Annotated in this window: 28 protein-coding genes; 22 read left to right on the top strand and 6 right to left on the bottom strand. The window is 32.6% G+C overall.

Going from position 1 to position 24480, the window contains the following annotated elements:
• The first annotated feature begins 50 nt into the window (after positions 1–50).
• Genes AC3E9W_RS04415 through AC3E9W_RS04405 form a run of 3 tightly spaced genes read left to right on the top strand, consistent with a single transcriptional unit; the run spans position 51 to position 2268 of the window.
• Positions 51–740, top strand: coding sequence for an MBL fold metallo-hydrolase (locus AC3E9W_RS04415; RefSeq protein WP_488767126.1), 690 nt, complete (start codon positions 51–53; stop codon positions 738–740).
• Positions 741–791: 51 nt separating this feature from the next.
• Positions 792–1538, top strand: coding sequence for a peptidase associated/transthyretin-like domain-containing protein (locus AC3E9W_RS04410; protein WP_488767125.1), 747 nt, complete (start codon positions 792–794; stop codon positions 1536–1538).
• Between the two features lie 10 nt (positions 1539–1548).
• On the top strand, positions 1549–2268 hold the full coding sequence (locus AC3E9W_RS04405; protein ID WP_488767124.1) for a hypothetical protein: 720 nt from the start codon (positions 1549–1551) through the stop codon (positions 2266–2268).
• 23 nt (positions 2269–2291) lie between these two features.
• Here the strand turns inward: AC3E9W_RS04405 and AC3E9W_RS04400 are convergent, their stop codons facing one another.
• On the bottom strand, positions 2292–2768 hold the full coding sequence (locus AC3E9W_RS04400) for a TspO/MBR family protein (RefSeq protein WP_488767122.1): 477 nt from the start codon (positions 2766–2768) through the stop codon (positions 2292–2294).
• A gap of 148 nt (positions 2769–2916) precedes the next feature.
• Here AC3E9W_RS04400 and AC3E9W_RS04395 point away from each other — a divergent pair, with 148 nt between their 5' ends.
• The 7 genes from AC3E9W_RS04395 (at position 2917) to AC3E9W_RS04365 (ending at position 8518) form a co-directional block, all read left to right on the top strand.
• On the top strand, positions 2917–4017 hold the full coding sequence (locus tag AC3E9W_RS04395) for a diphosphomevalonate decarboxylase (protein WP_488767121.1): 1101 nt from the start codon (positions 2917–2919) through the stop codon (positions 4015–4017).
• Positions 4018–4048: 31 nt separating this feature from the next.
• Positions 4049–4270: a hypothetical protein gene (locus AC3E9W_RS04390; RefSeq protein WP_488767120.1), complete on the top strand. Its 222-nt coding sequence runs from the start codon at positions 4049–4051 to the stop codon at positions 4268–4270.
• The gene (locus AC3E9W_RS04385; protein ID WP_488767118.1) at positions 4270–4575 is read left to right on the top strand and encodes a type II toxin-antitoxin system RelE/ParE family toxin; all 306 of its coding nucleotides are present in this window, start codon (positions 4270–4272) and stop codon (positions 4573–4575) included. The genes AC3E9W_RS04390 and AC3E9W_RS04385 overlap by 1 nt, the downstream gene beginning before the upstream one ends.
• A gap of 3 nt (positions 4576–4578) precedes the next feature.
• Positions 4579–5517 carry a mevalonate kinase family protein gene (locus AC3E9W_RS04380; protein WP_125723184.1) on the top strand — a complete coding sequence of 313 codons (939 nt, stop codon included), beginning with the start codon at positions 4579–4581 and terminating at the stop codon, positions 5515–5517.
• Between the two features lie 67 nt (positions 5518–5584).
• Positions 5585–6175, top strand: coding sequence for a DUF502 domain-containing protein (locus AC3E9W_RS04375; RefSeq protein ID WP_488767116.1), 591 nt, complete (start codon positions 5585–5587; stop codon positions 6173–6175).
• Between the two features lie 59 nt (positions 6176–6234).
• On the top strand, positions 6235–7191 hold the full coding sequence (locus AC3E9W_RS04370) for a geranylgeranylglycerol-phosphate geranylgeranyltransferase (protein ID WP_488767114.1): 957 nt from the start codon (positions 6235–6237) through the stop codon (positions 7189–7191).
• Between the two features lie 418 nt (positions 7192–7609).
• A complete protein-coding gene (locus AC3E9W_RS04365; RefSeq protein WP_488767112.1) occupies positions 7610–8518 on the top strand; it encodes a pseudouridine synthase in 909 nt (302 codons plus the stop codon).
• 61 nt (positions 8519–8579) lie between these two features.
• Here AC3E9W_RS04365 and AC3E9W_RS04360 read toward each other — a convergent pair whose 3' ends face one another.
• Both AC3E9W_RS04360 and AC3E9W_RS04355 read right to left on the bottom strand, forming a co-directional pair.
• Positions 8580–9182, bottom strand: coding sequence for a DUF937 domain-containing protein (locus tag AC3E9W_RS04360; RefSeq protein ID WP_306155659.1), 603 nt, complete (start codon positions 9180–9182; stop codon positions 8580–8582).
• Positions 9183–9456: 274 nt separating this feature from the next.
• Positions 9457–9957, bottom strand: coding sequence for a DUF456 domain-containing protein (locus AC3E9W_RS04355; RefSeq protein WP_488767110.1), 501 nt, complete (start codon positions 9955–9957; stop codon positions 9457–9459).
• Positions 9958–10156: 199 nt separating this feature from the next.
• Between AC3E9W_RS04355 and AC3E9W_RS04350 the strand changes: the two genes are divergently transcribed.
• Entirely contained in the window at positions 10157–10387 is a 231-nt protein-coding gene (locus tag AC3E9W_RS04350) for a hypothetical protein (RefSeq protein WP_306155656.1), read from the top strand.
• 49 nt (positions 10388–10436) lie between these two features.
• The gene (locus tag AC3E9W_RS04345; protein ID WP_488767107.1) at positions 10437–10922 is read left to right on the top strand and encodes a hypothetical protein; all 486 of its coding nucleotides are present in this window, start codon (positions 10437–10439) and stop codon (positions 10920–10922) included.
• A 35-nt stretch (positions 10923–10957) separates the two neighbouring features.
• Here the strand turns inward: AC3E9W_RS04345 and AC3E9W_RS04340 are convergent, their stop codons facing one another.
• Both AC3E9W_RS04340 and AC3E9W_RS04335 read right to left on the bottom strand, forming a co-directional pair.
• Entirely contained in the window at positions 10958–12061 is a 1104-nt protein-coding gene (locus AC3E9W_RS04340) for a glycosyltransferase family 2 protein (RefSeq protein ID WP_488767106.1), read from the bottom strand.
• Complete coding sequence (locus AC3E9W_RS04335; RefSeq protein ID WP_488767105.1) at positions 12058–13002, bottom strand: hypothetical protein; 945 nt, start codon at positions 13000–13002, stop codon at positions 12058–12060. The genes AC3E9W_RS04340 and AC3E9W_RS04335 overlap by 4 nt, the downstream gene beginning before the upstream one ends.
• Before the next feature lie 92 nt (positions 13003–13094).
• Here AC3E9W_RS04335 and AC3E9W_RS04330 point away from each other — a divergent pair, with 92 nt between their 5' ends.
• The 9 genes from AC3E9W_RS04330 (at position 13095) to AC3E9W_RS04290 (ending at position 20144) form a co-directional block, all read left to right on the top strand.
• Entirely contained in the window at positions 13095–14873 is a 1779-nt protein-coding gene (locus AC3E9W_RS04330; protein WP_488767103.1) for a WG repeat-containing protein, read from the top strand.
• Positions 14874–14878: 5 nt separating this feature from the next.
• Positions 14879–15433, top strand: a complete 555-nt coding sequence (gene ruvC, locus AC3E9W_RS04325; protein WP_488767102.1) for a crossover junction endodeoxyribonuclease RuvC — start codon at positions 14879–14881, stop codon at positions 15431–15433.
• A 155-nt stretch (positions 15434–15588) separates the two neighbouring features.
• On the top strand, positions 15589–16725 hold the full coding sequence (gene hemW / locus AC3E9W_RS04320; RefSeq protein ID WP_488767100.1) for a radical SAM family heme chaperone HemW: 1137 nt from the start codon (positions 15589–15591) through the stop codon (positions 16723–16725).
• A 108-nt stretch (positions 16726–16833) separates the two neighbouring features.
• Positions 16834–17211, top strand: a complete 378-nt coding sequence (locus tag AC3E9W_RS04315) for a GxxExxY protein (RefSeq protein WP_306155643.1) — start codon at positions 16834–16836, stop codon at positions 17209–17211.
• Between the two features lie 56 nt (positions 17212–17267).
• Complete coding sequence (locus AC3E9W_RS04310; protein WP_488767098.1) at positions 17268–18038, top strand: cyclase family protein; 771 nt, start codon at positions 17268–17270, stop codon at positions 18036–18038.
• Positions 18039–18238: 200 nt separating this feature from the next.
• Positions 18239–18640: a GNAT family N-acetyltransferase gene (locus tag AC3E9W_RS04305; protein WP_488767097.1), complete on the top strand. Its 402-nt coding sequence runs from the start codon at positions 18239–18241 to the stop codon at positions 18638–18640.
• Positions 18637–18987, top strand: coding sequence for a DUF4260 domain-containing protein (locus tag AC3E9W_RS04300; protein WP_488767096.1), 351 nt, complete (start codon positions 18637–18639; stop codon positions 18985–18987). The genes AC3E9W_RS04305 and AC3E9W_RS04300 overlap by 4 nt, the downstream gene beginning before the upstream one ends.
• Before the next feature lie 8 nt (positions 18988–18995).
• On the top strand, positions 18996–19367 hold the full coding sequence (locus AC3E9W_RS04295) for an MmcQ/YjbR family DNA-binding protein (RefSeq protein WP_488767094.1): 372 nt from the start codon (positions 18996–18998) through the stop codon (positions 19365–19367).
• A 72-nt stretch (positions 19368–19439) separates the two neighbouring features.
• Complete coding sequence (locus AC3E9W_RS04290) at positions 19440–20144, top strand: PH domain-containing protein (RefSeq protein ID WP_488767092.1); 705 nt, start codon at positions 19440–19442, stop codon at positions 20142–20144.
• Positions 20145–20317: 173 nt separating this feature from the next.
• Here the strand turns inward: AC3E9W_RS04290 and AC3E9W_RS04285 are convergent, their stop codons facing one another.
• Complete coding sequence (locus AC3E9W_RS04285) at positions 20318–21418, bottom strand: DUF4407 domain-containing protein (protein ID WP_488767091.1); 1101 nt, start codon at positions 21416–21418, stop codon at positions 20318–20320.
• Between the two features lie 237 nt (positions 21419–21655).
• Here AC3E9W_RS04285 and AC3E9W_RS04280 point away from each other — a divergent pair, with 237 nt between their 5' ends.
• Positions 21656–24466 carry a TonB-dependent receptor gene (locus AC3E9W_RS04280; RefSeq protein WP_488767089.1) on the top strand — a complete coding sequence of 937 codons (2811 nt, stop codon included), beginning with the start codon at positions 21656–21658 and terminating at the stop codon, positions 24464–24466.
• The last annotated feature ends 14 nt before the right edge of the window (positions 24467–24480 follow it).

Raw genomic sequence — 24480 nt, 5'->3', positions numbered from 1 at the left:
GTGGATTGAAAACCCGAATTCAAATCTTTGCGAAATAAAATTTCAAAAAGATGAAGAATATTGTCCAAGACGTTTTCCAAATTCCTTTATTACCCCGTAACACCATAAATTGTTACTTGATTGAAGATGTTTTAATTGATGCTGGAATTAGAAGTTCTGCCAAAACCATTCTCAAAGCAATTAAAGACCAATCTGTTACCAAACACGCCCTCACGCACGCCCACGCCGATCATCAAGGAAGCAGTAAAATAATCTGCGAAAAACTCAACATTCCGCTTTTGTGCAGCGAAACCGAAAAAGAATTTGCTGAAAATGGAAATGTCATTAATGAATATCCAAATCCGAATCATTTTATTTCTAAATTTCAGAAAAATTTCTGGGCAGGAAAAGGGCATTCCGTTTCTCAAACTTTAAAAGAAGGTGACCAAATCGGCGGTTTTACGGTGATTGAAACTCCAGGACATTCTCGTGGTCATTTATCTTTTTTTAGAGAAAAAGACGGCGTTCTCATTGTGGGCGATGTTATGACCAATATGAATCTCTTAACAACAAAAGTTGGTCTGCACGAACCTCCCAATTTATTTACTAAAGATGCGGAAACGAATAGAAAATCTATTTTAAAACTAGCTTCTTTAAAACCTAAAATATTGTGCTTTGGACATGGCCCCGTTTTATTTAATAAAGGAGAATTGGAAAAGTTTTCAAAATCATTAATTAACAAGAATTTACAGAATCTGTAAGTTTTCGTTAAGAGTATTCTAATAATTTTACTCTCAGCAAATTAATCGTGTATGAGAGTAAAATTACTTACCACAATTTCTTTTTTCACTTACCAACTTAGTATTTCGCAAACAGAAAAACTACTCAACGGAAAAGTTTTCGATCAGAGTTTTGCCCTCAAAGGTGTAGAAGTGATTAATAAAACATCCAAAACAAGTACACGAACCAATGAATCTGGTGAGTTTTCGATACTTGTAAATCCAAAAGACAGTTTGCTTTTTTTTCACAAAGATTACTTTTTCAGCCGTTTAAAAGTTACTCCAGAAAATATTCAGAACAACAATCTTGTTGTAAAAATGATTTTAAAACCTGAGGAATTAGACGAAGTTGTATTAACCAAAATTAAATTTCCTAAAATAAAATATGATGCAGAGGCCATCAGCAAGATTAAAATGGAAAGAGCCAATAACGATTTAACACGCTTTATTCCCGGCTTCAATAATACACTTTCTAACGGATTGAATATTGGAGTGATTGGCAGCGGGCTTTTCGGCTTATTCAAAAGAGAAAGAGAAGAGCCGAAAAAGGAAATTCCTAAAATCGATTTTAGAAAATTAATTGCTACAACTTGCTCTGAGGATTTTTTTAGTAAAGATTTAAAATTAAAATCAGAAGAGAAAGAACTTTTTCTTCAATTCTGTGATGCCGACCCGCAAGCTAAAGTCTTGACGGAACAGAAAAACTTACTTTATACTATGGACTTTTTATATAAAAAAAATGAGGAGTTTCAGAAACTGAATTCAGGAATTAAAAACTAAAAACCTTTAAATGAAAGTAAAATTACTTACTACAATTTCTTTTCTTACTTATCAATTTTCAATTTCCCAGACTGAAAAACTTCTTCGCGGAAAAGTCATTAATCAAAATATCCTTTTGGAAAAAATAGAAGTTATTAATAAAACAGCTAAAACAAGCACTAGGACAAATGAATTTGGAGAGTTTTCAATTCTGGCAAGAGCAAAAGATAGTTTGCTTTTCTTTCATAAAGATTTTTTATTTACACGATTACAGCTAACGAATAAAGACCTGGAAAAAGATATTTTAGTTGTAAATATGACTCCTAAACCAGAAGAACTCGAAAATGTTATTATTTCCAGATCTATTTTTACTAAAGGTGATATTCATAAAATAGGGACTAATCGAGAAGCTATAAATGGAATTAAAAACCGTAAACAATTTGACGAAGTAACCTCAAAAGTGAATGTTTATGACGGTAGAATTAAAAATGCCGTAAATTTCAGTTATCCTGTATTTGATAAACCCCAAAAAAAAATTGAGTCTCGCGACGACCGTTTTAAGAAACTCGTCATCGCTTCTTGTCCTCCCGATTTTTTCATCAAAAATTTAAAACTAGAACCCGAAGAAAAGGAACTTTTTATAAAATTCTGTGATTCCGATCCAAAATCAAAAACACTTTTAGAACATCCAAATGTATTGGCTGTTATGGATTTTCTTTATGTTAAAAATGAAGAATTTAAGAAGAAGTAACTTTACCCTGAAACTTGAAACTCTTATTTATTCAGCCACCAAATACCAGCATTCAAAACCGTTGCAAATCCTACCCAGGCTAAATAAGGAATCAATAAATAACCTGAAGTTTTATTGATTTTAATGAATTTCAAATACGTTTCGTAAATCATTAACCACAAGAGAACAATTTCAACAAGTGCCAGCATCGGATTTTTTAATCCGAAGAATAAATACGACCAAATTGCATTTAATGTCAATTGAATTAAGAAGAAAAGTAATGCTGTCTTCACTTTTTCAGTTTGTTCTTTTATTTTGTCCCAAACCAATGCCGCTGCAACGGCCATAAAAATGTAAAGCATAGTCCAAACCGGCATAAAAATCCAGTTCGGCGGATTAAAAATCGGTTTTTCAATTGTTGGATACCAGGATTCTACACTCGGTCTGGTTACCAAACTTGCAGAATATCCAACTGCTAAACAAACAATTAAAGCTATAATGATTTTTACCGTTTTATTCATTGTATCAAATTTTGAGTTCAAAAATAATCAAAAGAAAAATGAAACCATATAAGTAATATAAGTTCATTTAGTAAAGGCTTTATATTTTCTTATATAACTTATATGGTGAAAAAATTTAAAAGTTATCTTTGCCAAAATTTTATAATTCATGTTAACAGCAGCCGATTTTATTCCAGCTCAATATACTTCAACAATAGAAAACGGAAACTTTGAATGGAGTGCTCCAAGCAACATTGCCTTAGTTAAATATTGGGGGAAAAAAGACAATCAGATTCCGGCAAATCCATCGGTAAGTTTTACTTTGAATAATTGTAAAACGATTACGAAATTGGCTTTTTCCAAGAAAGACATTTCGACTCCACTCAATATGACAAATCATTTTTCTTTTGATTTACTTTTTGAAGGAAAACCAAAAGAAGACTTTAAGCCAAAAATTCAGAAGTTTTTAGAAAGAGTTGAAGTTTATCTGCCGTTTTTGAAGGATTTTCATTTTACAATTGATACTCAAAATACTTTTCCGCATAGTTCAGGAATTGCTTCTTCGGCTTCTGGAATGGCCGCTTTAGCAATGAATTTTATGAGTTTAGAAAGAAAACTAAACCCAGAAATGACAGATGAATATTTTTATCAAAAAGCCTCATTTCTAGCTCGTTTAGGTTCTGGAAGTGCATGCCGAAGCGTAAAAGGAAATGTAGTAGTTTGGGGAAATCAGGCGAATATTGAAGGAAGCACCGATTTATTTGGAGTTGAATTTCCTTATATCATTCACGAAAATTTCAAGAATTATCAAGATACCATTTTATTGGTTGATAAAGGCGAAAAACAAGTTTCAAGCACTGTCGGACATGATTTAATGCATAATCATCCGTATGCTGAAAGACGTTTTGCTCAAGCACATGAAAATCTAGATAAATTAATTGCCATTTTCGAAAACGGAAATATCGAAGAATTCATCAAAGTGGTAGAAAGTGAAGCTTTGACTTTGCATGCTATGATGATGACTTCTATGCCGTATTATATTTTGATGAAGCCAAATACATTGCAAATCATCAATGCTATCTGGAAATTTAGAGCTGAAACTCAGATTCCAGTTTGCTTTACACTAGATGCTGGCGCCAATGTGCATGTGCTTTATCCTGAAAATGTTGCAACAAAAGTATTGCAATTTATTCAAACCGATTTAGTTGTTTTCTGTCAGAATAGTCAGTACATTTGCGACGAAATTGGAAACGGTGCAATTGCATTGTAATTTTGCGTATCTTTAGGTAAATTTTTAGGTTATGGACATTATTCAATTAGACAGAGAAGAGGCAATGAAAATGCTACAGGAAACGGATGATCATTCATTGATAGTGAAAATTAAAAAAATGCTTGCGAAAAAGAAGAAAGATTGGTGGGATGATTTGACTGAAGAGCAGAAAGAAGAAATTAGAGAAGGTGAAAGACAAATTGAACGTGGCGAATTTGTTTTGTATGAAGATATGATGAAAAAACTTCGTTAATGAAAAGATCGATAATCTTTTCAAAAAACGCAGAAAAAAAATTATTTGAATTAGTTGACTATTTAGAAATAAAATGGTCAAACAAAGTGAAAAATAAATTTATCTCAAATCTAGACAAAGTAATTTATCTCATTCAAATCGAACCAGAAATTTTTCCCAAATCAGAATTAAATAAAAATTATCGTAAATGTGTCTTATCAAAACAAACGATAATCTATTATAAATTCAATACGAAAAGAGTTGAAATAATTTCATTTTTCGACACCAGACAAGACCCAAATAAAATAAAAAAAGACATTAAATAAATCATGAAAGGACCATTATTTTACTCAAAAATATTACTCTTTGGAGAATACGGAATTATCCGCGACTCTAAAGGACTTTCTATTCCTTATAATTTTTATAACGGCGCTTTGAAAAAAAGCGAAGAACCTTCGGCAGAAGCTATTGCATCAAACAAAAGCTTGAGAAGTTTTGCTTCTTACCTGGAAGTTTTACATACGCAGCAGCCAGAGTTGGTTACTTTCGATTTAGAAACTTTAAAAAATGATGTCGAGAGCGGCATGTATTTCGATTCTAGTATTCCGCAAGGATATGGTGTGGGAAGCAGCGGTGCTCTTGTTGCGGCTATTTACGACAAATATGCTACAAACAAAATCACGGTTTTGGAGAATCTTACTCGTGAAAAACTATTACAATTAAAAAATATATTTTCACAAATGGAGAGTTTTTTCCACGGAAAAAGTTCTGGTCTAGATCCTTTAAACAGTTATTTAAGCATTCCTATTTTAATTAATTCTAAAGATAACATTGAAGCAACTGGAATTCCGACTCAGAGTTTTGACGGAAAAGGCGCTGTGTTTTTATTAGATTCTGGAATTGTTGGTGAAACTGCTCCGATGGTTAACATTTTTATGGAAAACCTAAAAGACAAAGGTTTCCGTGCGATGCTTAAAAACCATTTCGTAAAATATACCGACGCTTGCGTAGAAAACTTCTTGCAAGGCGACATGAAATCTTTGTTTACCAATACCAAGAAACTTTCTAAAGTGGTTTTAAATCATTTTAAACCAATGATTCCAGAACAGTTTCATGGAATCTGGCAGCACGGAATTGATACCAACGATTATTATCTAAAACTTTGCGGCTCTGGCGGCGGCGGTTACATTCTAGGTTTTACCGAAGATTTGGAACGTGCTAAAGCTTCGCTGAAAGACTACAAACTGGAAGTCGTTTATCAATTTTAAGCTTTAGGTTTATAGACATAGCTGGTAAATACTCTTCTTTAAATTAATCTTTAAAAGATATATAATTATGAAAAGTATTTTAAAAATTATCAAAGCAACATTTTTGGGAGGCATTTTATTTCTGGCTCCCTTAATTTTATTGCTTGTACTTTTAGAAAAAGGCTTCTCTATAACACAAAAAGTTACTAATCCGATTGTAAATAATCTCCCTAGGGTCAAAATTTTGGGATTGGCTTTGCAAGAAATTGTAGCCATAGCGATTATCGTAATTATCTGTTTGGTAGCTGGGCTTATTTCAAGAACTATTTTTGCTAAAAAGCTTATTCAGAAACTTGAAGAAAGCGTTTTAAGTTTTGTTCCTGGTTATTCGTTTATGAAAAACATGAATGAAAGCATTATGGGAATTGAATCTAACGAAAATCTAAAAGTTATTCTAGTTCCGACAGACGCTGGATTACAGTTTGCCTTTTTGATTGAAGAAATTAACGAAAATAAATTTGCCGTTTTTATTCCAGACGCACCAAATCCGTGGAGTGGTTCTGTGGTTTTTGTGGAGAAAAAAGACATTACCGAAGTTGATATTTCGCAAAAAGAAGCACTGGCCTGTATTAGAAAATTAGGATTTGGTTCTAAAAATTTATTAAAAAATAAGCTTTAATCATTCTAAAAAAAATATTTGCCTTAAATTACCACTCTAAAAACTATAACCCATAAGAAATGCTGAGCAGACAAAATAAACTTTTAATAATGAAAATTGTTAGTCTGTTCTCTGTAGTTCGTGGTTACAACATTCCGATTATTGTTCTGGCGCAATATTTATCGGCTATTTTTATTCTTGCACCAGAAATTAGAGCGCTCGATATTTTACTTGATTTTCATTTATTCTTAATTGTTTTTGCATCTGCTATTACAATCGCTTCGGGTTATATAATCAATAATTTTTATGACAGTCAGAAAGATTTAATCAATCGTCCAAATAAATCGATGTTGGACAGATTGGTAAGCCAGAAGACTAAATTATCGGTTTATTTTTCTCTAAATTTTCTTGCTGTATTAATGGCGTTTATTGTTTCGTGGAGAGCATTTTTATTCTTCTCGGCCTATATTTTCTTAATCTGGTTTTATTCGCATAAAATCAAAAAATATCCAATTATCGGAAATTTAATGTCGGCATTGCTGGCGGTAACACCGTTTTTTGCAATTCTACTTTATTTTTATAATAAGGTTTCTTTTGAAGAAATTGAGAATCACATGAGTCATTTTGTAGTGATTTCGGCGCATGCTATGTTCTTGTTTTTACTTTTACTAATTCGTGAAATGATTAAAGATCTAGAAAACCTAAAGGGCGATTTGGTAAATGATTATCGCACTATTCCTGTGCTTTATGGCGAAAAAGTTTCGAAACAGGTTATTACGGCGTTAACTATTTTGACTATTCTTCCCGTTTATATTTTGGTAAATATTTATGATGTCGGTTATATGGACATTTATTTTTATGTGTGTTTTGGCGTTTTACTTTTTTTCCTGATTTATTTGTCGAAATCCGATTCTAAAGAACAGTATTTACGACTTCATAATGTACTCAAGTTTTTAATTGTAGCTGGAGTTTGCTGTATCGTTCTGATTAATCCGAGCGTTTTATGGCACGGAAGAGAGTTGATTTCTAATTATTAAGTTTTGTTATTTCGCAGAGTTTTTTATTCCGCAAAGATTCACAGAGTTTTTGCACAAAGATTCGCCAAGATTTTTTAAAAGGTTTTCTTTAAAATGAATTCTTTCTGTCTTTATCCTTTTACAATAATTTTAATTTCTTTGCGCATCTCAGCGAAATTCTTTGTGTATCTCTGCGGCACAACACCACTCAATACCTAAAAGAAGCCTATTGTTTTTATTTAGCCCCGATTGAAGTGTAAATCCTTTTATTTTTTCCTTTAAAAAATAAAAGATTGGAACGGAAAGCGGGAATCCATGTTTAAAAAAAGCCTATTGTGATGCTTCTAAACCATTTAAAAATCAGCGCTATTAATCTAAGAACAATGAACTTAAGATTTATTAGCAGGAAAAAACTATCTTTGCACAAATTAATGATTGTATGAACAACAAGGAAGGCAATAATAAAAGAAGCGGATCGAGACCAAACAGCTCTAGACCAAGCTCTAACAAGCCAAAACCTCCTATGGCAAAACGCGCGCAGGGACCTAAAAAAGTAAAACCTGAAGTTAAAGCAGCGCAGGAAGCAGCAGCCGAAAAAGTGAGAAAACAAAATCAGCCTGCAAAGAGACAAAAAGCTTCAGATGAAATTCGTCTGAACAAATACATCTCTAATTCTGGTGTTTGCTCGCGTCGTGATGCGGACATTTATATCCAGTCTGGAAACGTAAAAGTTAACGGTAATGTAGTTACCGAGATGGGATATTTGGTAAAATTAAATGATGTTGTAAACTTTGACGGCGTTACTCTGACTCCTGAAAAGAAAGAATATATTTTATTGAATAAACCTAAAAACTTTACGACTGCTTTTGATGAAGGCCAGGAATACCGTAACGTTTTAGAACTTGTTCGTGGCGCTACAAATGCAAAAATTGCAGCTGTAGGAAGAATGGACAAGAATACAACTGGTTTGCTTTTGTTTACAAATGATACTGATATGATTCGTAAATTCACACTTCCGAATCAGAAATCGCCTAAAATTTATCAGGTTTCTTTAGACAAAAACTTAAAGTTTGAAGATTTAGAAAAAATCAGCAAAGGTTTAGTTCTTGACGGACACCGCGTTTCTGTTGAAGAAGTAAGCTACATAGATAACGAACCAAAAAGTGAAGTTGGCCTTAAATTGCGTACATCTAACGTAAAAGTGGTGCGTGCTATTTTTGAATCTTTCGAATACAATGTATTGCGTATTGACCGTGTTTCTTTTGCTGGATTAACCAAAAAGAATCTTCCTCGAGGAAACTGGCGCTTTTTGACCGATCAAGAAATTATCAATTTGAAAAACATGTAATTGTTTTCAAATTAAGATTATAAATGAATCCTGTTTTCTTTGAAAATGGGATTTTTTATTTTTAGAAACTAAAGAAATTATGTCCGAAAAGGGTAAAAATAGATCTTCCGATAGATTGGTTTTTATCTTCTACTGTTTCGTAAGATGAAAAGCCTAGGATGATTTTGATTCCGGGAGGAATGCTGTTTAAAATTTCTCTTTTTTGGTCGTCTAAAAGGAGTTTTAAACTTTCTATTAATTGAAGATTGTATCTTAAGTAAGACATTACAAGTAATGCTGAAAAGTTAAGTATTTCGCGAGCTGTTTCGCTTTTTATACCAACTTCATTGGAAACCATTTCTGAAATTCTGCCTTTTTTATTAGCAAATAATTCTTTCAGCAATATATTTCCTTCTAATCGGTAACAGTCGTCGACTGATAATATTCTGCCTGCATTAAAATCTACTTCTTGGTAAAAAGTGGAATCTTCTTGGATTAGTGAAACGATTTCAGAATAAAAATCAGATTCTTCGGCTTTGTTGTAGAGTCCCATTAAAATCGTGCCGATCGAGACGTCTATTCCCTTTATTAGCAGTGCATCATTCTCAAAATAAAACTTGTTTAACTTGGAGACAACATTAGAAGAAATAAAGCGTCTAAGTTCAATTTGTAGGTTTGGGGTCATACTCATAACTTAAAAAATGATTATTTATATTCGTTTAAAATAATCGATAAAATGAGGCTTTTTATCGTTTATCGTGATAAAAATATAAAATATTTTAACATTTCCAAAAATTAAGTTAAAAATTTACCTTCTTAATAACCAGTTCTTAACAATAAAAACTCCTTAACGCTAGTAAACACAAGCTTTTCGGCTTCAACTACAAAACAAAAACATGTAAGAAAAACCTTTTGTTTGTTTTTATTTCCAAAGCTAAAGAGCTGAAAATGTTATAGAATTAAAATAAAATGTTTCGATATTCCCACATAATGCTTAAAAATATACCCAAATAAATTACTGCAAACAGAAAGTTAACAAAACTCGAAGCGAGGAATCCTAATAGCGATCCAGTAGCCGCTTTTAAGGCTCTTTGATGATTCTGAGAGTCATACATTAATTCGCCGATAAAAGCACCCACAAATGGTCCGATTATAATTCCAAACGGAATTGGCGCTAAAATTCCAACTATCAGTCCAATGTTGGTTCCCCAAACTCCGTAAGAGCTTCCACCGAACTTTTTGGTTCCTTTTGAAGGAATTACATAATCTAATATTGTAATGATGACCATTAGGACAAAAGTGATTCCTAATACCCAGTAATTATTTTCGACTGCTTTTGTGAGATACAGCAAAAGCAGTCCGACCCAAGAAGAAGATAAGCCAGGAAGAACAGGAATAAAACTCCCGAAAACTCCAACAATCATACATATAAAACCTAACAATACTAAGATTAAATCCATAACTTTTTGTAATTTTGCACCTACAAATTACATTAAATTTTGTGAGATGCGTTATATAATTCAAATATTACTATATACATTTCTAATTTTTGCGATTAGCCAGAATAGCAATGCGCAGACAAAAAAACTTCCTTTACAAGATCAAATATTGCAAGACAGCTTATATCAAATCAATAAGAAAAAGATTTTAAATTTTTCTATGAAGGAATTTGATGCGCTTTTCTTTGAGTTTTTTACCAAGAAAAACAATCCAGATATTTTGCTGACTAAGACCGAATATTACGACTATACGGTTCAAATTGCCACTTTTTCCGATCGCCTTGCCCGTTTGTATCCTGATCAAAAAGAAGTTGCCGCTCAAAACAAAGAAAAATGGCTGTCGGAAAGCTATGAAGATTATTTAGAATACAAAGCATCTCAAAAAAAATAATCGTATTTTTATACCACAATTTTTTTCTATTCAATTCAACTTTAAAATCTTGAAGCAGTTTTTCCTATTTTTCATTTGTCTCCTTTTTAATTCTTGTCAATACTTTGAGAAGCAGGTTCCGTCTGAAAAAGAGTTACTTCAAAAGGAATTAAAATCAATCAATTGGAAAGAAGTTGATGAATATCCTTCTGTACCAGATTGCGATAAAATTGCCGATAAAAAACTTCGCCAGCAATGCTTTTTCGAAGTAATGTCAAGTCTTATTCAGGAAAAATTAAACATCGATACGTTGTCTATTTTATATCCTGAATTGGATACAATTGAAGTTAAAGTAACTGTCTTTCCTAACTCTACGATGAAATTTGAACCTCAGTTTCCTAAAGATTCTGTAGTTTATGATACCATAAAAATCGACAGCATACTGCATGCGCGTCTAGTCGATTTCCCAAAAGTAAATCCAGCCATAAAACGTGGGATTCCAGTAAAAACGCAATTTATTTTGCCGGTTATTATAAAAGCAAAAGAAGATAAATAAATTTAACCATATAAGGCATATAAGCTTATTATAAGTTACTTTTTGAATTTTCTGTCTTTCCACTCGTAAGAGCCAAATAGACTATACAAAGCGACAGTTGAACTAAAAAACGGATAAAGCAAACTGCTTAATAAAAGGCTTTTAATTCTCGTTCTAGTTAAAAATTGATTTGTGATTGAAAGCAAAACGAAATCAATTGCAACTTTAGCAAAAGCAAAGATTACAAAAATAGGATAAGGCCATATTCCGAAAATCAGAAGAAAAAACCCAATAACAAAACTTAGATTTGCAAAGAAAACAATTAGCCCCAAAAATTTACCAAAAGTACTTTTGTATGAACTTGTTTTGGCCGCCCAGCGTACTCTTTGATAAAATAATGATTTCCAATTTTCGGTTGGTTTTGTCGTGACAATTGCCTCTTCTGCCTTTAAATAATGGACTTCTTTCGGGAATTTTTCAATTGCTTTTTGCAGTAAAAAAACATCATCGCCACTAGCAATTTTATCGTTGCCGCTAAAACCATTCAAATCTTCAAATAATGATTTTTTGTACGCAAAATTCGCTCCGTTGCACATAAAGCCATTTTTCAAACCAAAACTTCCAATTGTTGCGCCTTGCAGGCTTGTTAAATCTAATTGCTGAAAATGATCTAAAAAAGAGTTATCACATTCATAAGTCACAGCTCCAGCTAGCATTGAAACTTTATTTTCTTGAATGTAATTATCAAAAGTCAAAAGCCAGTTTTCAGGAACAATACAATCGGCATCGGTGGTAATAACCCAATGGGTTTTCACGTGTTGCATTGCGGTTGTAATAGCGTCTTTTTTGGGAGAATTAGAAGTCCTGAAATTATCAACAATAAAAACTTGGAATTTGGAATTTAAAATTTGGAATTTCTCGATAGAGCTGTCATCTGCCAAAATGACTTTAAACAAATCTGCAGGATAATTTAAGTTTGAAAAACTTTCTAAAAGTATTGGAAGATTTTCTTTTTCATTCCGAAAAGGAACTATAATCGTAAAACTAGTTTTCGGCTCTAGATTCTTTCTTTGGTATGTTTTTATTCTAAAAAAACCATAAATAAGTAAAGCAATGCTTATGATGTAAATGGCTAATATGGAAAAAAATCCAAAAATCATTCTGTCGTTTTGGTTTTAAAATTCAGCACAAAATAACTTCCTAAAACCACTGGAAGAACCACATTTAGAAACCACATTAAAGTAGAGATAAAAATGACAATCCATTCGTTTACGCCCAGAATTCCAAAGAAATAAATGGCAACACTTCCTTTTACTGCAAAATCTAAAAACTGAAAAGTCGGTAGAGAAGATGCTAAAAAATAAACCGATGTAATCGCTGCCATTAATGTTAAATACGGCAAATCGACATCAAAACCCAAAAACAGAAAGTAATATTGATGCGAAAAAACCACATAACGGCAGATTCCTAAAAAGATATTTTTTTGATGAACCGATTTCGGAATTTCATTGATTTTATGAATCAGTTTTTCGATGGAATAGCCTTTGATTTTTATTTTTTTTATGGAAAAAAGTAGAACTAAAAGCAATAGAAATCCGCCGAAAAGGATCAGTACTGTTTTGGTTGTAATAACATTGAACTGCGCATTGAAATATAGCAGTCCGAAAACTCCAAAAATGATCGTTAAAATCATCTGAATTCCGTTGCAGATTAAGTTTAGAAACACTACTCTTTTGGCCCCCGATTTTGGATAATACAAAGCTTTCCCAGCGTACTCACCTACTCCATTTGGCGTGAAAATCCCAGCTGTTAAAGCGGCTAAAACTTGTTTTGTAGCTTCGTAAAGTGATATTTTTTGAATTACCTGCGCGAGATTCTGCCATTTCAAAATCTCGAAATAACGGTTCAAAACACTCAAAAGCAAAATAAACGAAATCCCTAAAACCGACTGATTTTTCTGGAACAATACAATAAACTTCTGCCAGTCTAATTTGTCGTTATTCGCCAGCTGGTTGTATATAAAATAAAATGCACCGCCAACGATTAAAAGTTTGGCCAGAAGAACTAGGAATTGCTTAGCTTTGTGAGGAATTGAAATCATGCCGCAAAAGTAGTTAATTAGATAATGTGGCAATTAGTAAATTAGAAAATGAATCGTTTTGATTTTCAAAAAACCTGATACAAAATCTCTTTATGAAAAAATCATTCATTCTATACTTTATTTTACTGTTGATTTATGGATATGGATGCAGTAAAATCGAAAAGAATAATCCCAAACTTTTTGTTAGAGTTATGGGCGAGAATTCATGGGGATATAATGATGAAAAGGGAAATGTTATTATTCCGCTGGGAAAATATAAATTTCTAAATCCAATTGATGAAAAAGGGATGATACTAGCTCATTTAAAAAATAAACAGGGGTACATTGATATTCATGAAAATATAATTGTTCCTTTTGAATATGATAATGTAACTGTGTTTTCTGAAGACTTGGCTTGTGTTAAAAAAAATGAGAAATTCGGGTTCATCAATAGAAAAGGAAAAATCATAATTCCGATTCAGTTTGAAAATGAAACGTTTTTTAGAAAAACAGGATTAGCGAGTGTAAAAAAAGAAAACCTTTATGGTTTTATAAATAAAAAAGGGAAAGAAATAATTCCTGTAATTTATCAAAATGCAGAAGAAAGTATATTTGATAGTTTAGTTACTTTGAATAAAAAAGGGAAATGGGCTTTTTTTGATTCTTCTGGAAAACAAAAAACGGACTTTATCTATGACCAAATTGCTCTAACTGTTATTAATATTAAAGATAAAAGTGGAAATACTTTTTGGAAAAACGGCTTAATTCTAGTTTCAAAAAACAAACAAATTGCTTATTTAGATAAAAATTTAAAAGAAATAATTCCTTTTGGCAAATATGATACAGGCGAAAGATTCAATCAGAACAGAATTGCTATTGTTTCTAAAAATCATAAATATGGAATTATTAATGAATTTGGAAAAGAAGTCGTAAAATTAGAGTACGACACAATTGAACATCCTGAAGAAGATTACCGTGATTCTGAAATTTTTGTAGCAAAAAGGAATAATTCACTGGTTTTATTAAATAAGCACGGAGAAAAAAATTACGATAAGATAAAAGACTTTTCATTTGATTATTGTTCGTTGAATAACAAGATTCAAAAAATTTATCACATTCAGGATTTGAATGGAAAGTATGGTGCAATTAATACAAAGGGAGAATTGATAATTCCTGTAATTTATGATGAATTTCAAAATTTCAGGAGTAATCCCAATGCGATTGTAAAATCTAAAGGTAAATTTGGACTAATTGATTCTAAAAACAAAATTACTTATCCGATTGACAACGAATTAATTGAAACAAATTCAAGAGATTTTCATCTCTACATTATTAAGAAAAATAATAAATTCGGGATTATTAGTAAAAATTTAAAACCTATACTCGATTTTAATTATCAGGATTTATCTCCTTGTTTTTACGATAATAAAAATTATTTTATAGCGAAACAAAATGGAAAATATGGTGTAATATTTAGAACTGGAGCTGTTATTATTCCTTTTCAATATGATGAAATGTCAAATTGGGTAGAATATGGTCCAGGTTCAAATTATCATTTTGTTATAAAAGATAAAAAACATGGTTTGATTACTAAAGAAGGAAAAACCGTAATTCCTGTTATTTATGATAGTCTTTTTTATGATAGCGATAAAATAATCATTCTATCCAAAAATGGAAAATATGGAGTCGTTACCATTCAAAATAAACAGGTAATTCCTTTTATATATCAACAAATTTATCTTGAACCAAGTCTTTTTTCAAAGAAAAAGCAAACTGAATTTTACGTTTTGAATAATGGCAAATATTCAATTGTAAATGACCAAAATCAAGTTATTAAATCGGATATTTCAAAAGATGAAGTAGAGAAAAAATTCTCTTTCTATTATAATTAAAAGAAGTGACAAAAGAAACCATCATATTAGGTATTGACCCCGGAACCACAATTATGGGTTTTGGACTGATAAAAGTAACCAATAAAAAAATGGAATTTCTGCAATTGAACGAACTGCAGCTTTCCAAATACGATAATCATTACCAAAAATTAAGAATCATTTTCGAAAGAACGATCGAATTAATCGAAACGCATTGTCCAGACGAAATCGCGATCGAAGCTCCTTTCTTTGGTAAAAACGTTCAATCGATGCTGAAATTAGGTCGTGCGCAAGGCGTTGCAATGGCAGCGGGACTTTCTCGCGGAATTCCGATTACCGAATATGAACCTAAAAAGATCAAAATGGCGATTACTGGAAACGGAAATGCCAGCAAAGAGCAGGTTGCTAAAATGCTGCAACAGCTCTTAGGATTAAAAGAATTACCCAAAAATCTGGATTCAACCGATGGTTTGGCGGCTGCGGTTTGTCATCATTTTAATTCGGGAAAAATTGTTGCCGGAAAAAGTTATTCAGGTTGGGACGCATTTGTTAAACAAAACGAGGATAGAGTTAAGAAATGAGTCAATGTGCCAATTTGATAATTAGATAATTCTATAGACACCGAAATAAATTATCTAGTTAAATTTGTCAATTGAGATAATTTAAAAATTAGATAATTCTGTACACAACTAAATAAATTATCTAATTGACACATTCTCTAATTATCTAATTAAAAATGTCAGGCATCTACATTCACATACCATTTTGCAAGCAGGCTTGCCATTACTGCGATTTTCATTTTTCGACTTCGATGAAGAAGAAAGATGAGATGGTTTTGGCATTGGCTAAAGAAATTGCGATGCGTAAACCCGCTCAGGATGACAATATTATTGAAACGATTTATTTTGGAGGCGGAACACCTTCTGTTCTTACTAATGAAGAAATTAACTTCTTGATTTCTGAAGTTTATAAAAATTATAAAATTGCCGAAAATCCAGAAATTACGCTCGAAGCGAATCCTGATGATTTGTCTGCTGAACGAATTTTAGAATTATCAAAAAGTCCGATAAATCGTTTAAGCATTGGGATTCAATCTTTTTACGAAGACGATTTACAGATGATGAATCGCGCTCATAACTCGGCGGAAGCCAAAAAATCTTTAGCGGAAGCGACAAAATATTTCGACAATATTTCTATCGATTTGATTTACGGAATTCCGGGTTTAACTGACGAAATGTGGAGACAAAATATTCAAACAGCTTTGGATTTTGGCATTCCGCATATTTCAAGTTACGCTTTGACGGTTGAACCGAAAACAGCTTTAAGTAAATTAATCCAGACTGGAAAAATTGCTGAACCTCAAGATGAAGTGGCTTCCAATCATTTTAATATTTTGGTTGACATGCTTCAGAACAACGGTTTTATTCATTACGAATTATCGAATTTTGGAAAAGAAAATTATTTCTCCAAAAACAATTCGGCGTATTGGCTAGGCAAAAAATATATCGGAATTGGTCCGTCTGCACATAGTTATGATGGCGAAAAACGCGGATGGAATATTGCTAATAATTCGCTTTATCTAAAAGCAATTCAAAACGATGAACTTCCATTAGAAACAGAAACCTTGACTGTTTCAGATCGTTATAATGAATACATTATGACGGGTTTACGAACGATTTGGGGCGTTTCTCTGGAAAGAATTGAAAACGAATTTGGAATTGAATATTTGAATTATTTAAAAAAACAAAGTCAGAAATTCTTAAATGATGATTTACTTTCAATCGAAAACAATATTCTAAAACCAACTTTAAAAGGAAAATTTCTAACAGATGGAATTGCTAGCGATTTGTTTTATTTGGATGCTGAAGTTTAACCGCAAGGTTCGCAAAGAATTACGCAAAGAACGCTATTTTTTTATAGGAATTAACCTATGTATTTTATTTGAAAATTCTACATTTGAGTTTAATTTTATAAACTACTTATGTTAGAAAATGATTTATCAAGAATTGTATTCAATTCCGCTTTGAAAGTTCACCAAACTTTGGGACCAGGTCTTTTGGAAAGCGCTTATGAAGAATGTCTATTCTATGAACTAAAGAAATTAGGCATTTATGTCGAAAAACAAAAAGCATTACCACTAATTTATGAAGAAGTAAAATTGGATGTTGGTTATCGCTTAGATATTTTAGTTGAAAATAAACTAATTTTGGAAATAAAAGCGGTTGATTGTTTAAATGAAGTACATTTTGCTCAACTATTAACATATTTAAAACTAACAAATTGTAAACTAGGATTATTAATAAACTTTAATGTTTCCTTATTAAAAAATGGAATTAAAAGAGTCGCGAACAATCTTTAAAAAACATTAGCGACCTTTGCGTAATTCTTTGCGTGCCCTGCGGTTAAACCAAAAATATGAAAGCAACAATCAACAACTTCGAAATAGACTTATCAAAACCTATTGATATCTCAATTCCATTAACGATTACAGATGAAAATCCGATTGCTTGGTATCTTGAAAAACCAATAATTGAGCCTGTTGTTTTTGGCGACTGGATTGGGAAAGTTTCGGAAGGAAAATCATCAACGAATTTTAATAATATTTTCTTCAATCCGCATGGGCATGGAACGCATACGGAATGTTTGGGGCATATTACCAATGATTTTTACAGCATTAATCAGTCTTTAAAACAGTTTTTCTTTTTTGCGAAATTGATTACGGTTGAACCTGAAAAACAAGGTGAAGATTTTGTGATTACGAAGAAACAAGTTCAAAAAGCGTTTAGCACTTCGACTCCGCTCAGTGTGACAAAACCACAAGCGATTATTATTCGAACAATTCCAAATTCAAAAGACAAAAAATCTAGAAAATATTCGAATACCAATCCGCCCTATTTGTCTGAAGAAGCTGCAATTTTCATCCGCGAAAGCGAAATTCAACATTTATTGATTGATTTGCCAAGTGTAGACAAAGAACATGACGAAGGAAAATTATTGGCGCATAAAGCATTTTGGAATGTAAAAGACACACACAATTTAAATGCCGATGCCCGTTTTCAAGCAACAATTACAGAAATGATTTATGTTCCAGATGAAATTGAAGACGGAAATTATATTCTAAATTTACAAATCGCTTCGTTTGAAAACGACGCAAGCCCAAGTAAACCAATTTTATACAAGATTTAAAAAGAGTTAGCCACAACCCGAGCGATAGCGAACAGGCGAAGCAATTGCACAAATTTGCACGAATTTTATTTTAATTATTTTCTGCCACAGATTAAAGGATTAAAATAATTAAAAAATCTGTGAAAATCTTTTAATCTGTGGCTAAATAAAAAAAGAAATTAGAGTAATTAGTGAAATTCGTGGCAAAAAAACTCAACGAAATGATAGAAGTATCGACAGATAAAACAAAACTTGACGTTCCTTTTATACAGAACTTTTTAAAGGACATTTATTGGGCTGCGGGGCGAACGATGGACGAAGTGCAACGCACGATCGATGCTTCATTTTGTTTTGGCATTTACCTTGACAACAAACAAATTGGTTTCGCTCGCGTGATAACCGACTATGTGGTTTTTGCTTATTTAATGGATGTTTTTATTGACGAAAATCATCGCGGAAAAGGATATTCGTCAATGCTAATCGATGCGATGATGAAAGAACCGCAATTACAAGAAGTCAAAATCTGGCGTTTGGCAACAACCGATGCGCACTTTTTATACGAGAAATTCGGATTTACTAAATTAGCGCATCCAGAAAAAATGATGGAAAAAGTAATCAAATGAAAACAGTTTTAAAACTCGAAGAAGCCGCTTTATTTATTCTTGGCATCTTTCTTTTTAATCGCTTAAATTATGAATGGTGGTGGTTTCTGGCTTTAATTTTAGCTCCTGATTTATCTATGTTAGGTTATCTTTTCGGAAATAAAATTGGAGCTTTTTTCTACAATGCCTTTCATCAGAAAGGGATTGCTCTTTTAATTTATGCAATTGGATGTTATTTGAATATTGAAATTATGCAGTTAGCCGGAATTATTTTATTTTCACATTCGGCAATGGATCGAATTTTTGGTTACGGACTTAAATATGAAAAAGGATTTAAATACACGCATTTGGGCGAAATCGGTAAATAAAAACAATTATGAATTTAGAAACGTTTTACGAATATTGTCTTTCTAAAAAAGGTGTAAGCGAACATTTTCCTTTTGATGAAGATACGCTGGTGTTTAAAGTGGGCGGAAAAATGTTTGCTTTGTCTTCACTTTCTCAATGGGAAAAAAATGAGCAGTCGGTCAATTTAAAATGTGATCCCGAGCGCGCGCAAGAGCTCAGAGCTGAATATGATGACATAAAACCAGGATTTCACATGAGTAAAGTGCATTGGAATACGGTAGCTCTAAACGGAAATCTGCCTGATAAATTTGTAAAAGAACTCATCGACCATTCTTACGAATTAGTTTTCAAAAGCTTAACGAAGAAAATTCAAAATGAAATTATCGAATTAAAAAATTAGGCATTACATTTGTAGCGTCAGTAAAAAAAACTTAGCCGCTCAGCAGCTTAGAAACTTAGCACTTAACAAGCAATGAAAGAACAATTTAAAAAGTTTTTAAACGAAGAACAAGATCCAAAAGCGATTGAAAAAATCACTTCGAAACTTACCGATTTATTAATGAAAGGCGAAGAAGTTGGATATATAGCAGTGCAAAAAAAGCCTGCAATTACTGTTTTTCCAGATAGTATTGTATTAACAAACAAGCGTATCATTATCTGCAAGCCTAAAAATTTAGGTCTTTCTATGGATTTTACAGATTATACTTGGGATGATATTGCAAGTACTTTTGTGAAGGAAAATATTTTAGGTTCTGAGTTTTCTTTTGGAACTAAAACTGATTTAGCGGTTTCTATTGATTATATTCCGAAAATTCAGGCTAGAAAAATTTATACTTATGCTAAAGAGCAATTGGATTTATTGAAAAATCCAGTTCAAACTGCAGTTCCTGTTCAGGAAATTGTAGAAGAAGCAGAACAAGAAATCGAGGAAGTTGAAGAGGTTGAAGCAGAAGAAGTAACTAGTTTTGCTGAAATTTTGCCTGCTGCTCCAGTTTATGAAACTTACGAACAAATTACACCTCAGGCACCCGCTCCAACAGGAGATCGAAAATTAAGCGAATTATCTAAAGAAGAACTTTTTGATAAATTGCAGAATTATAAAAAGCTTCTTGATAACGGTTTGATTATGCAAGGAGAATATGATGCTTATAAAAAAGAGATTTTGAGCTACATGTAAAAATCTAACCGCAAAGGTCGCAAGGATATTTACGCAAGGTTCGCAAAAATAAATAGCCACAGATTAATAGATTTAAAGGATTTTATAATCCTAATAAGCATTTAATCTGTGGCTAAAATTTTTAAATTGTAGCGTGCTTTGCGTAAATCTTTGCGAACCTTGCGGTTAAATTCTTAAAGTGTTGCTTTCTGCTTCTCTACAAACTTATGCGATTGTAATTCGAGCAATTCCTTTGCGTTTTTTCGCTGTAAATCGTACAGACTTTTATCTTCTGCAATATCAGCATAAACTCTATCGTGCATTTCAGCACTAGTTTTAACCAATAAATCTCTTTGATATTTGTTTTGCGCTAAAGTCGCTTTCATCGCGGTTTCGGCTTCTTCTTGTTTAAAATCGAATTCTCCTTTTGGCGCTAATAATTTGGCAATAATCGGCGAAGTTTCAATTGCCAAAAACAAAAGCATAATGAAGAAAGACGGAAGCCAAGGCAGTTTATTCAACGCATTGATACGCGCCATTAATCCGTCGAAACCTTCTATGATGGGCTGTGTCTGCGAAACTTTTTTGTCTAAATCGGCTTGAAGCTGTTTCCCCGCTTTTTCTTTTTCGGCAATTTTGGCTTCGTTAGTCGTTTTTAATGTTTCGTACTCTTTCAAAGCTGCATCGTGTTTTTCGCGTTTTTCTTTATAAACAGGACCTTTTCCTAGTTTTTTAGTTCCGGAGGTTCCTTCGGCTTCTGTAATATAAGTAGAATATAAAGCATTTACTTCTTTTTCTTTCTTAACTATATCCGCTTTTAGCGCCGCAATTTCAGCTTTGTTTTTATCTAAATCTGTTTTGAAATAAGTTCCGATTTGCTTCTTATTTGCCAATTCCATTTCATTTTTTTCCTTCAATAAAACGGTATTGATTTCTTTTTCGAAAATTTTAATTTCTAAAGGTTTTGAAATTACAATCGCAATAATAATAGCCAAAGCAATACGTGGAGTCGCCTGCAGGAATTCATCCATAAAACGATCTCTTTTTTTAATGGTAGAAACGATAAATCGATCTAGATTAAAAATCAATAAACTCCATACAAATCCAAAAATCAAAGCGGGATAAATAGAATCGAAAACGGTAAAAAGCGCATAAGCACTGGCTAAAAAAGCCATAACTGCTGTAAAGAAAACCGTGGCGCCAATACCAACATATTTGGTTTGCTCGCCTTCTGAGCAGTCTTTCAGGATGTCTCGGTCGACTCCTGAACATAGGATAAAAAATTGTTTTAACATGATTGATGATTTTTGATTAATGATGATACGGCAAATTTAACGCCAAATTTTCAATTACAATCAAAATATCATTTTCTTTTTACTTGTGAATCAATTATTTGATGGCTTGTATGTTATTTAAAGATTACTAAAATCTAAAATTATGTGGCTAATCATAACACTATGTTAATTTTTTTTGAAGGCTTTATTAATACATGAGGTTTAGCTTCGCAACCGAAATCAAACTAAACACACACAATGAAAAAATTCTATTTACTAACCTTATTCTTTTTATTCGCCTTTACAGGATTTGCTCAGAAGGCCATTATATCTGGAAAGATATTAGATGCCGACGACAAACTGCCTCTTCCTGGAGCTATGGTTCAAATTGTAGGTGAGAAAAAATATACCGTTTCTGACTACAACGGTCGTTTTGAATTATTAAATATTAATGAAGGAACTTACAAAGTTGAAGTAAAATATATTGGTTATACTTCTTTAACTCAAGAAATAAAAGTAGAAGCAGGAAAAAACAACGTAATTGACTTTTCTCTTAAGGCTTCTGAAAATGAGCTGAAAGAAGTTGTTGTTGGAGATATCGTAAAAGGTCAGGCAAAAGCACTGAACCAGCAAAAAAATAATAAAAACATTGGAAACGTTATTTCATCTGACCAAATGGGACGTTTTCCAGATGCTAACGTGGGAGACGCTTTAAAACGCGTGCCTGGTATCACGATGCAGAATGACCAAGGTGAAGCTCGTAATATTATTATTAGAGGTTTGGCACCATCTTTAAACTCTGTAACTTTAAATGGAGATAGAATTCCTTCTGCAGAAGGAGACAATAGAAACGTTCAAATGGACTTGATTCCGTCTGATATGATTTCGACAATCGAAGTAAACAAAACCCTTACCTCTGATATGGATGCCGATGCAATTGGAGGTTCTGTAAACTTAATTACTAGAGCAACTCCAAACGGAGAAAGAATTTCTGCAACTCTTGCGGGAGGTTATTTACCAATTCGCGACCATGCTTCTTACACGGCAGGTTTAGTATACGGTAACCGATTTGCTAATGATAAATTAGGAGTTGTTTTCAGCGGATCTTACAACAATGTAGATTACGGTTCTGATAACATCGAAAACGAATGGGTAAAAGATGAATTCGGAAATGATTATCTGCAAGCTTCTGAAATTAGAAAATATGATGTACAGCGTATTCGTAGAAGTGCTTCTTTGGCTTTTGATTATAAATTCAACGAAAACAATACGATTTTTGCAAACGCAATCTACAACTGGAGAGACGATAGAGAAAACCGTTTCAGAACCACTTATGATGATATTGAACCAATTTACAATGGCGAAGAAATTACAGGTTTTGAAGGCCGTGTAAAACGTCAGACTAAAGGTGGTGTTGATAATAATAGAAACAAAAACAGAAGATTAGAAGACCAAAGAGTGCAAAATTATTCTATTCGTGGAGAGCACTTAATCAACTCAACTTTAGATTTAGACTGGTCTGCAAACTACGCAAAAGCAAGAGAATATCGTCCGCAGGAGCGTTATATAGAATACCGTCAGAAAGGTTTAGAAATGTTTCAAGATTTATCTGATATCAGATTTCCTTTGATTACAACTGCAGGAGAATCTGTTGACGAATTTGAATTTGACTCTGTTACTGAAAATACAGACGAAACAAGCGAAAGCGAATTTGGTGCAAAAGTTAATATCCGTTTCCCTTTCTCTGTTATTGCTGGAGAAAAAGGAAGATTGAGAACAGGTCTTAGACTTCGTTTGAAAGAAAAAGAAAGAAACAATATGTTCTATTCTTACACTCCGATCAATGACGATATGGAATTATTATCGCAAGTTCCGACAAGTTATTATGACGGAAGAGATTTTAATCCGGGAAGTAAATATGTGCCAGGAACGTTTGCATCTGCTAATTTCTTAGGAAGTTTAGATTTAAACAATGCTTCTTTATTCGAAAAAGAAACAGATCCAGCAGAATATTTAGCCGTAAACTACAATGCAAAAGAAAGAATCACTGCAGCTTATGTAAGATGGGATCAGGATTTTAATGATAAACTTTCTATGGTTTTAGGTTTCCGCGTTGAGAATACGCATATCGATTATACAGGAAACCGTGTACTTGACGAAGAAGAATTAGAGAGCAAAATCAACAACACGAACTCGTACACTAATTTATTGCCAAGTATCTCATTACAGTACAACGCAACAAAAGATTTAATTTTAAGAGCTGCTGCTACAACGGCTTTAGCAAGACCTAACTATTATGCTTTAGCTCCTTATGTAAACAATATTGCTGCAGACAAAGAAATTACAGCTGGAAATCCAGATCTTAAAGCTACGTATTCATACAATTATGATTTCATGGCAGAGAACTATTTCAAATCTGTTGGTTTAATTTCTGGAGGTGTTTTCTACAAAAGATTAAATGATTTTATCTATAACTATAGCGACAACCAATATGATGCTGCAAAATTTGCTGCAGATTTCCCAAATCAGGTAAACCCAATTCCAGCGGGAGAAAACTGGTCATTCTTACAATCAAGAAATGGAGAAAATGTTGATGTTTACGGATTCGAAGTTGCGTTCCAACGTCAGTTAGATTTCTTGCCTGGTAAATTCTTAAAAGGTTTTGGTATCTATTTGAACTATACATACACGCAATCTAAAGCAAAAGGAATTGCCGATGAAGACGGAAATGAAAGAAATGACATTAGTCTTCCAGGTACAACTCCACACATGTTTAACGGATCTCTTTCTTGGGAAAACAAACGTTTCTCTGCAAGAATCTCAACCAACTTTACCTCTGATTATTTAGATGAATTAGGTTCTGAGTCTTACAAAGACAGTTATTATGACAAGCAGTTTTTCTTAGATGCAAATGCTTCTTATAAAATTACAAAACAACTGCGTGTTTTTGCTGAAGCTAACAACCTAACAAACCAGCCGTTACGTTACTACCAAGGTGTAGCTGACCATACAAAACAAGCAGAATATTACCAAGCTCGTTTTAATCTTGGATTGAAATTAGACTTATAAAATACAATTTTTTA

Source organism: Flavobacterium sp. 38, assembly GCF_057799715.1.
The sequence above is the reverse complement of the archived record's forward strand: the minus strand, read 5'-3'. Positions and strand labels throughout refer to the sequence as shown.

Coding starts and splice junctions, on each gene's coding strand:
- AC3E9W_RS04380 (WP_125723184.1), top strand. CDS start 4,579: ATGAAAGGACCATTATTTTACTCAAAAATATTACTCTTTGGAGAATAC.
- AC3E9W_RS04400 (WP_488767122.1), bottom strand. CDS start 2,768: ATGAATAAAACGGTAAAAATCATTATAGCTTTAATTGTTTGTTTAGCA.
- AC3E9W_RS04310 (WP_488767098.1), top strand. CDS start 17,268: ATGAAAGCAACAATCAACAACTTCGAAATAGACTTATCAAAACCTATT.
- AC3E9W_RS04395 (WP_488767121.1), top strand. CDS start 2,917: ATGTTAACAGCAGCCGATTTTATTCCAGCTCAATATACTTCAACAATA.
- AC3E9W_RS04415 (WP_488767126.1), top strand. CDS start 51: ATGAAGAATATTGTCCAAGACGTTTTCCAAATTCCTTTATTACCCCGT.
- AC3E9W_RS04295 (WP_488767094.1), top strand. CDS start 18,996: ATGAATTTAGAAACGTTTTACGAATATTGTCTTTCTAAAAAAGGTGTA.
- AC3E9W_RS04280 (WP_488767089.1), top strand. CDS start 21,656: ATGAAAAAATTCTATTTACTAACCTTATTCTTTTTATTCGCCTTTACA.
- AC3E9W_RS04300 (WP_488767096.1), top strand. CDS start 18,637: ATGAAAACAGTTTTAAAACTCGAAGAAGCCGCTTTATTTATTCTTGGC.
- AC3E9W_RS04360 (WP_306155659.1), bottom strand. CDS start 9,182: ATGACCCCAAACCTACAAATTGAACTTAGACGCTTTATTTCTTCTAAT.
- AC3E9W_RS04365 (WP_488767112.1), top strand. CDS start 7,610: ATGAACAACAAGGAAGGCAATAATAAAAGAAGCGGATCGAGACCAAAC.
- AC3E9W_RS04375 (WP_488767116.1), top strand. CDS start 5,585: ATGAAAAGTATTTTAAAAATTATCAAAGCAACATTTTTGGGAGGCATT.
- AC3E9W_RS04355 (WP_488767110.1), bottom strand. CDS start 9,957: ATGGATTTAATCTTAGTATTGTTAGGTTTTATATGTATGATTGTTGGA.
- AC3E9W_RS04290 (WP_488767092.1), top strand. CDS start 19,440: ATGAAAGAACAATTTAAAAAGTTTTTAAACGAAGAACAAGATCCAAAA.
- AC3E9W_RS04340 (WP_488767106.1), bottom strand. CDS start 12,061: ATGATTTTTGGATTTTTTTCCATATTAGCCATTTACATCATAAGCATT.
- AC3E9W_RS04350 (WP_306155656.1), top strand. CDS start 10,157: ATGAAGGAATTTGATGCGCTTTTCTTTGAGTTTTTTACCAAGAAAAAC.
- AC3E9W_RS04315 (WP_306155643.1), top strand. CDS start 16,834: ATGTTAGAAAATGATTTATCAAGAATTGTATTCAATTCCGCTTTGAAA.
- AC3E9W_RS04405 (WP_488767124.1), top strand. CDS start 1,549: ATGAAAGTAAAATTACTTACTACAATTTCTTTTCTTACTTATCAATTT.
- AC3E9W_RS04305 (WP_488767097.1), top strand. CDS start 18,239: ATGATAGAAGTATCGACAGATAAAACAAAACTTGACGTTCCTTTTATA.
- AC3E9W_RS04335 (WP_488767105.1), bottom strand. CDS start 13,002: ATGATTTCAATTCCTCACAAAGCTAAGCAATTCCTAGTTCTTCTGGCC.
- AC3E9W_RS04370 (WP_488767114.1), top strand. CDS start 6,235: ATGCTGAGCAGACAAAATAAACTTTTAATAATGAAAATTGTTAGTCTG.
- AC3E9W_RS04390 (WP_488767120.1), top strand. CDS start 4,049: ATGGACATTATTCAATTAGACAGAGAAGAGGCAATGAAAATGCTACAG.
- AC3E9W_RS04410 (WP_488767125.1), top strand. CDS start 792: ATGAGAGTAAAATTACTTACCACAATTTCTTTTTTCACTTACCAACTT.
- AC3E9W_RS04330 (WP_488767103.1), top strand. CDS start 13,095: ATGAAAAAATCATTCATTCTATACTTTATTTTACTGTTGATTTATGGA.
- hemW (WP_488767100.1), top strand. CDS start 15,589: ATGTCAGGCATCTACATTCACATACCATTTTGCAAGCAGGCTTGCCAT.
- AC3E9W_RS04285 (WP_488767091.1), bottom strand. CDS start 21,418: ATGTTAAAACAATTTTTTATCCTATGTTCAGGAGTCGACCGAGACATC.
- AC3E9W_RS04385 (WP_488767118.1), top strand. CDS start 4,270: ATGAAAAGATCGATAATCTTTTCAAAAAACGCAGAAAAAAAATTATTT.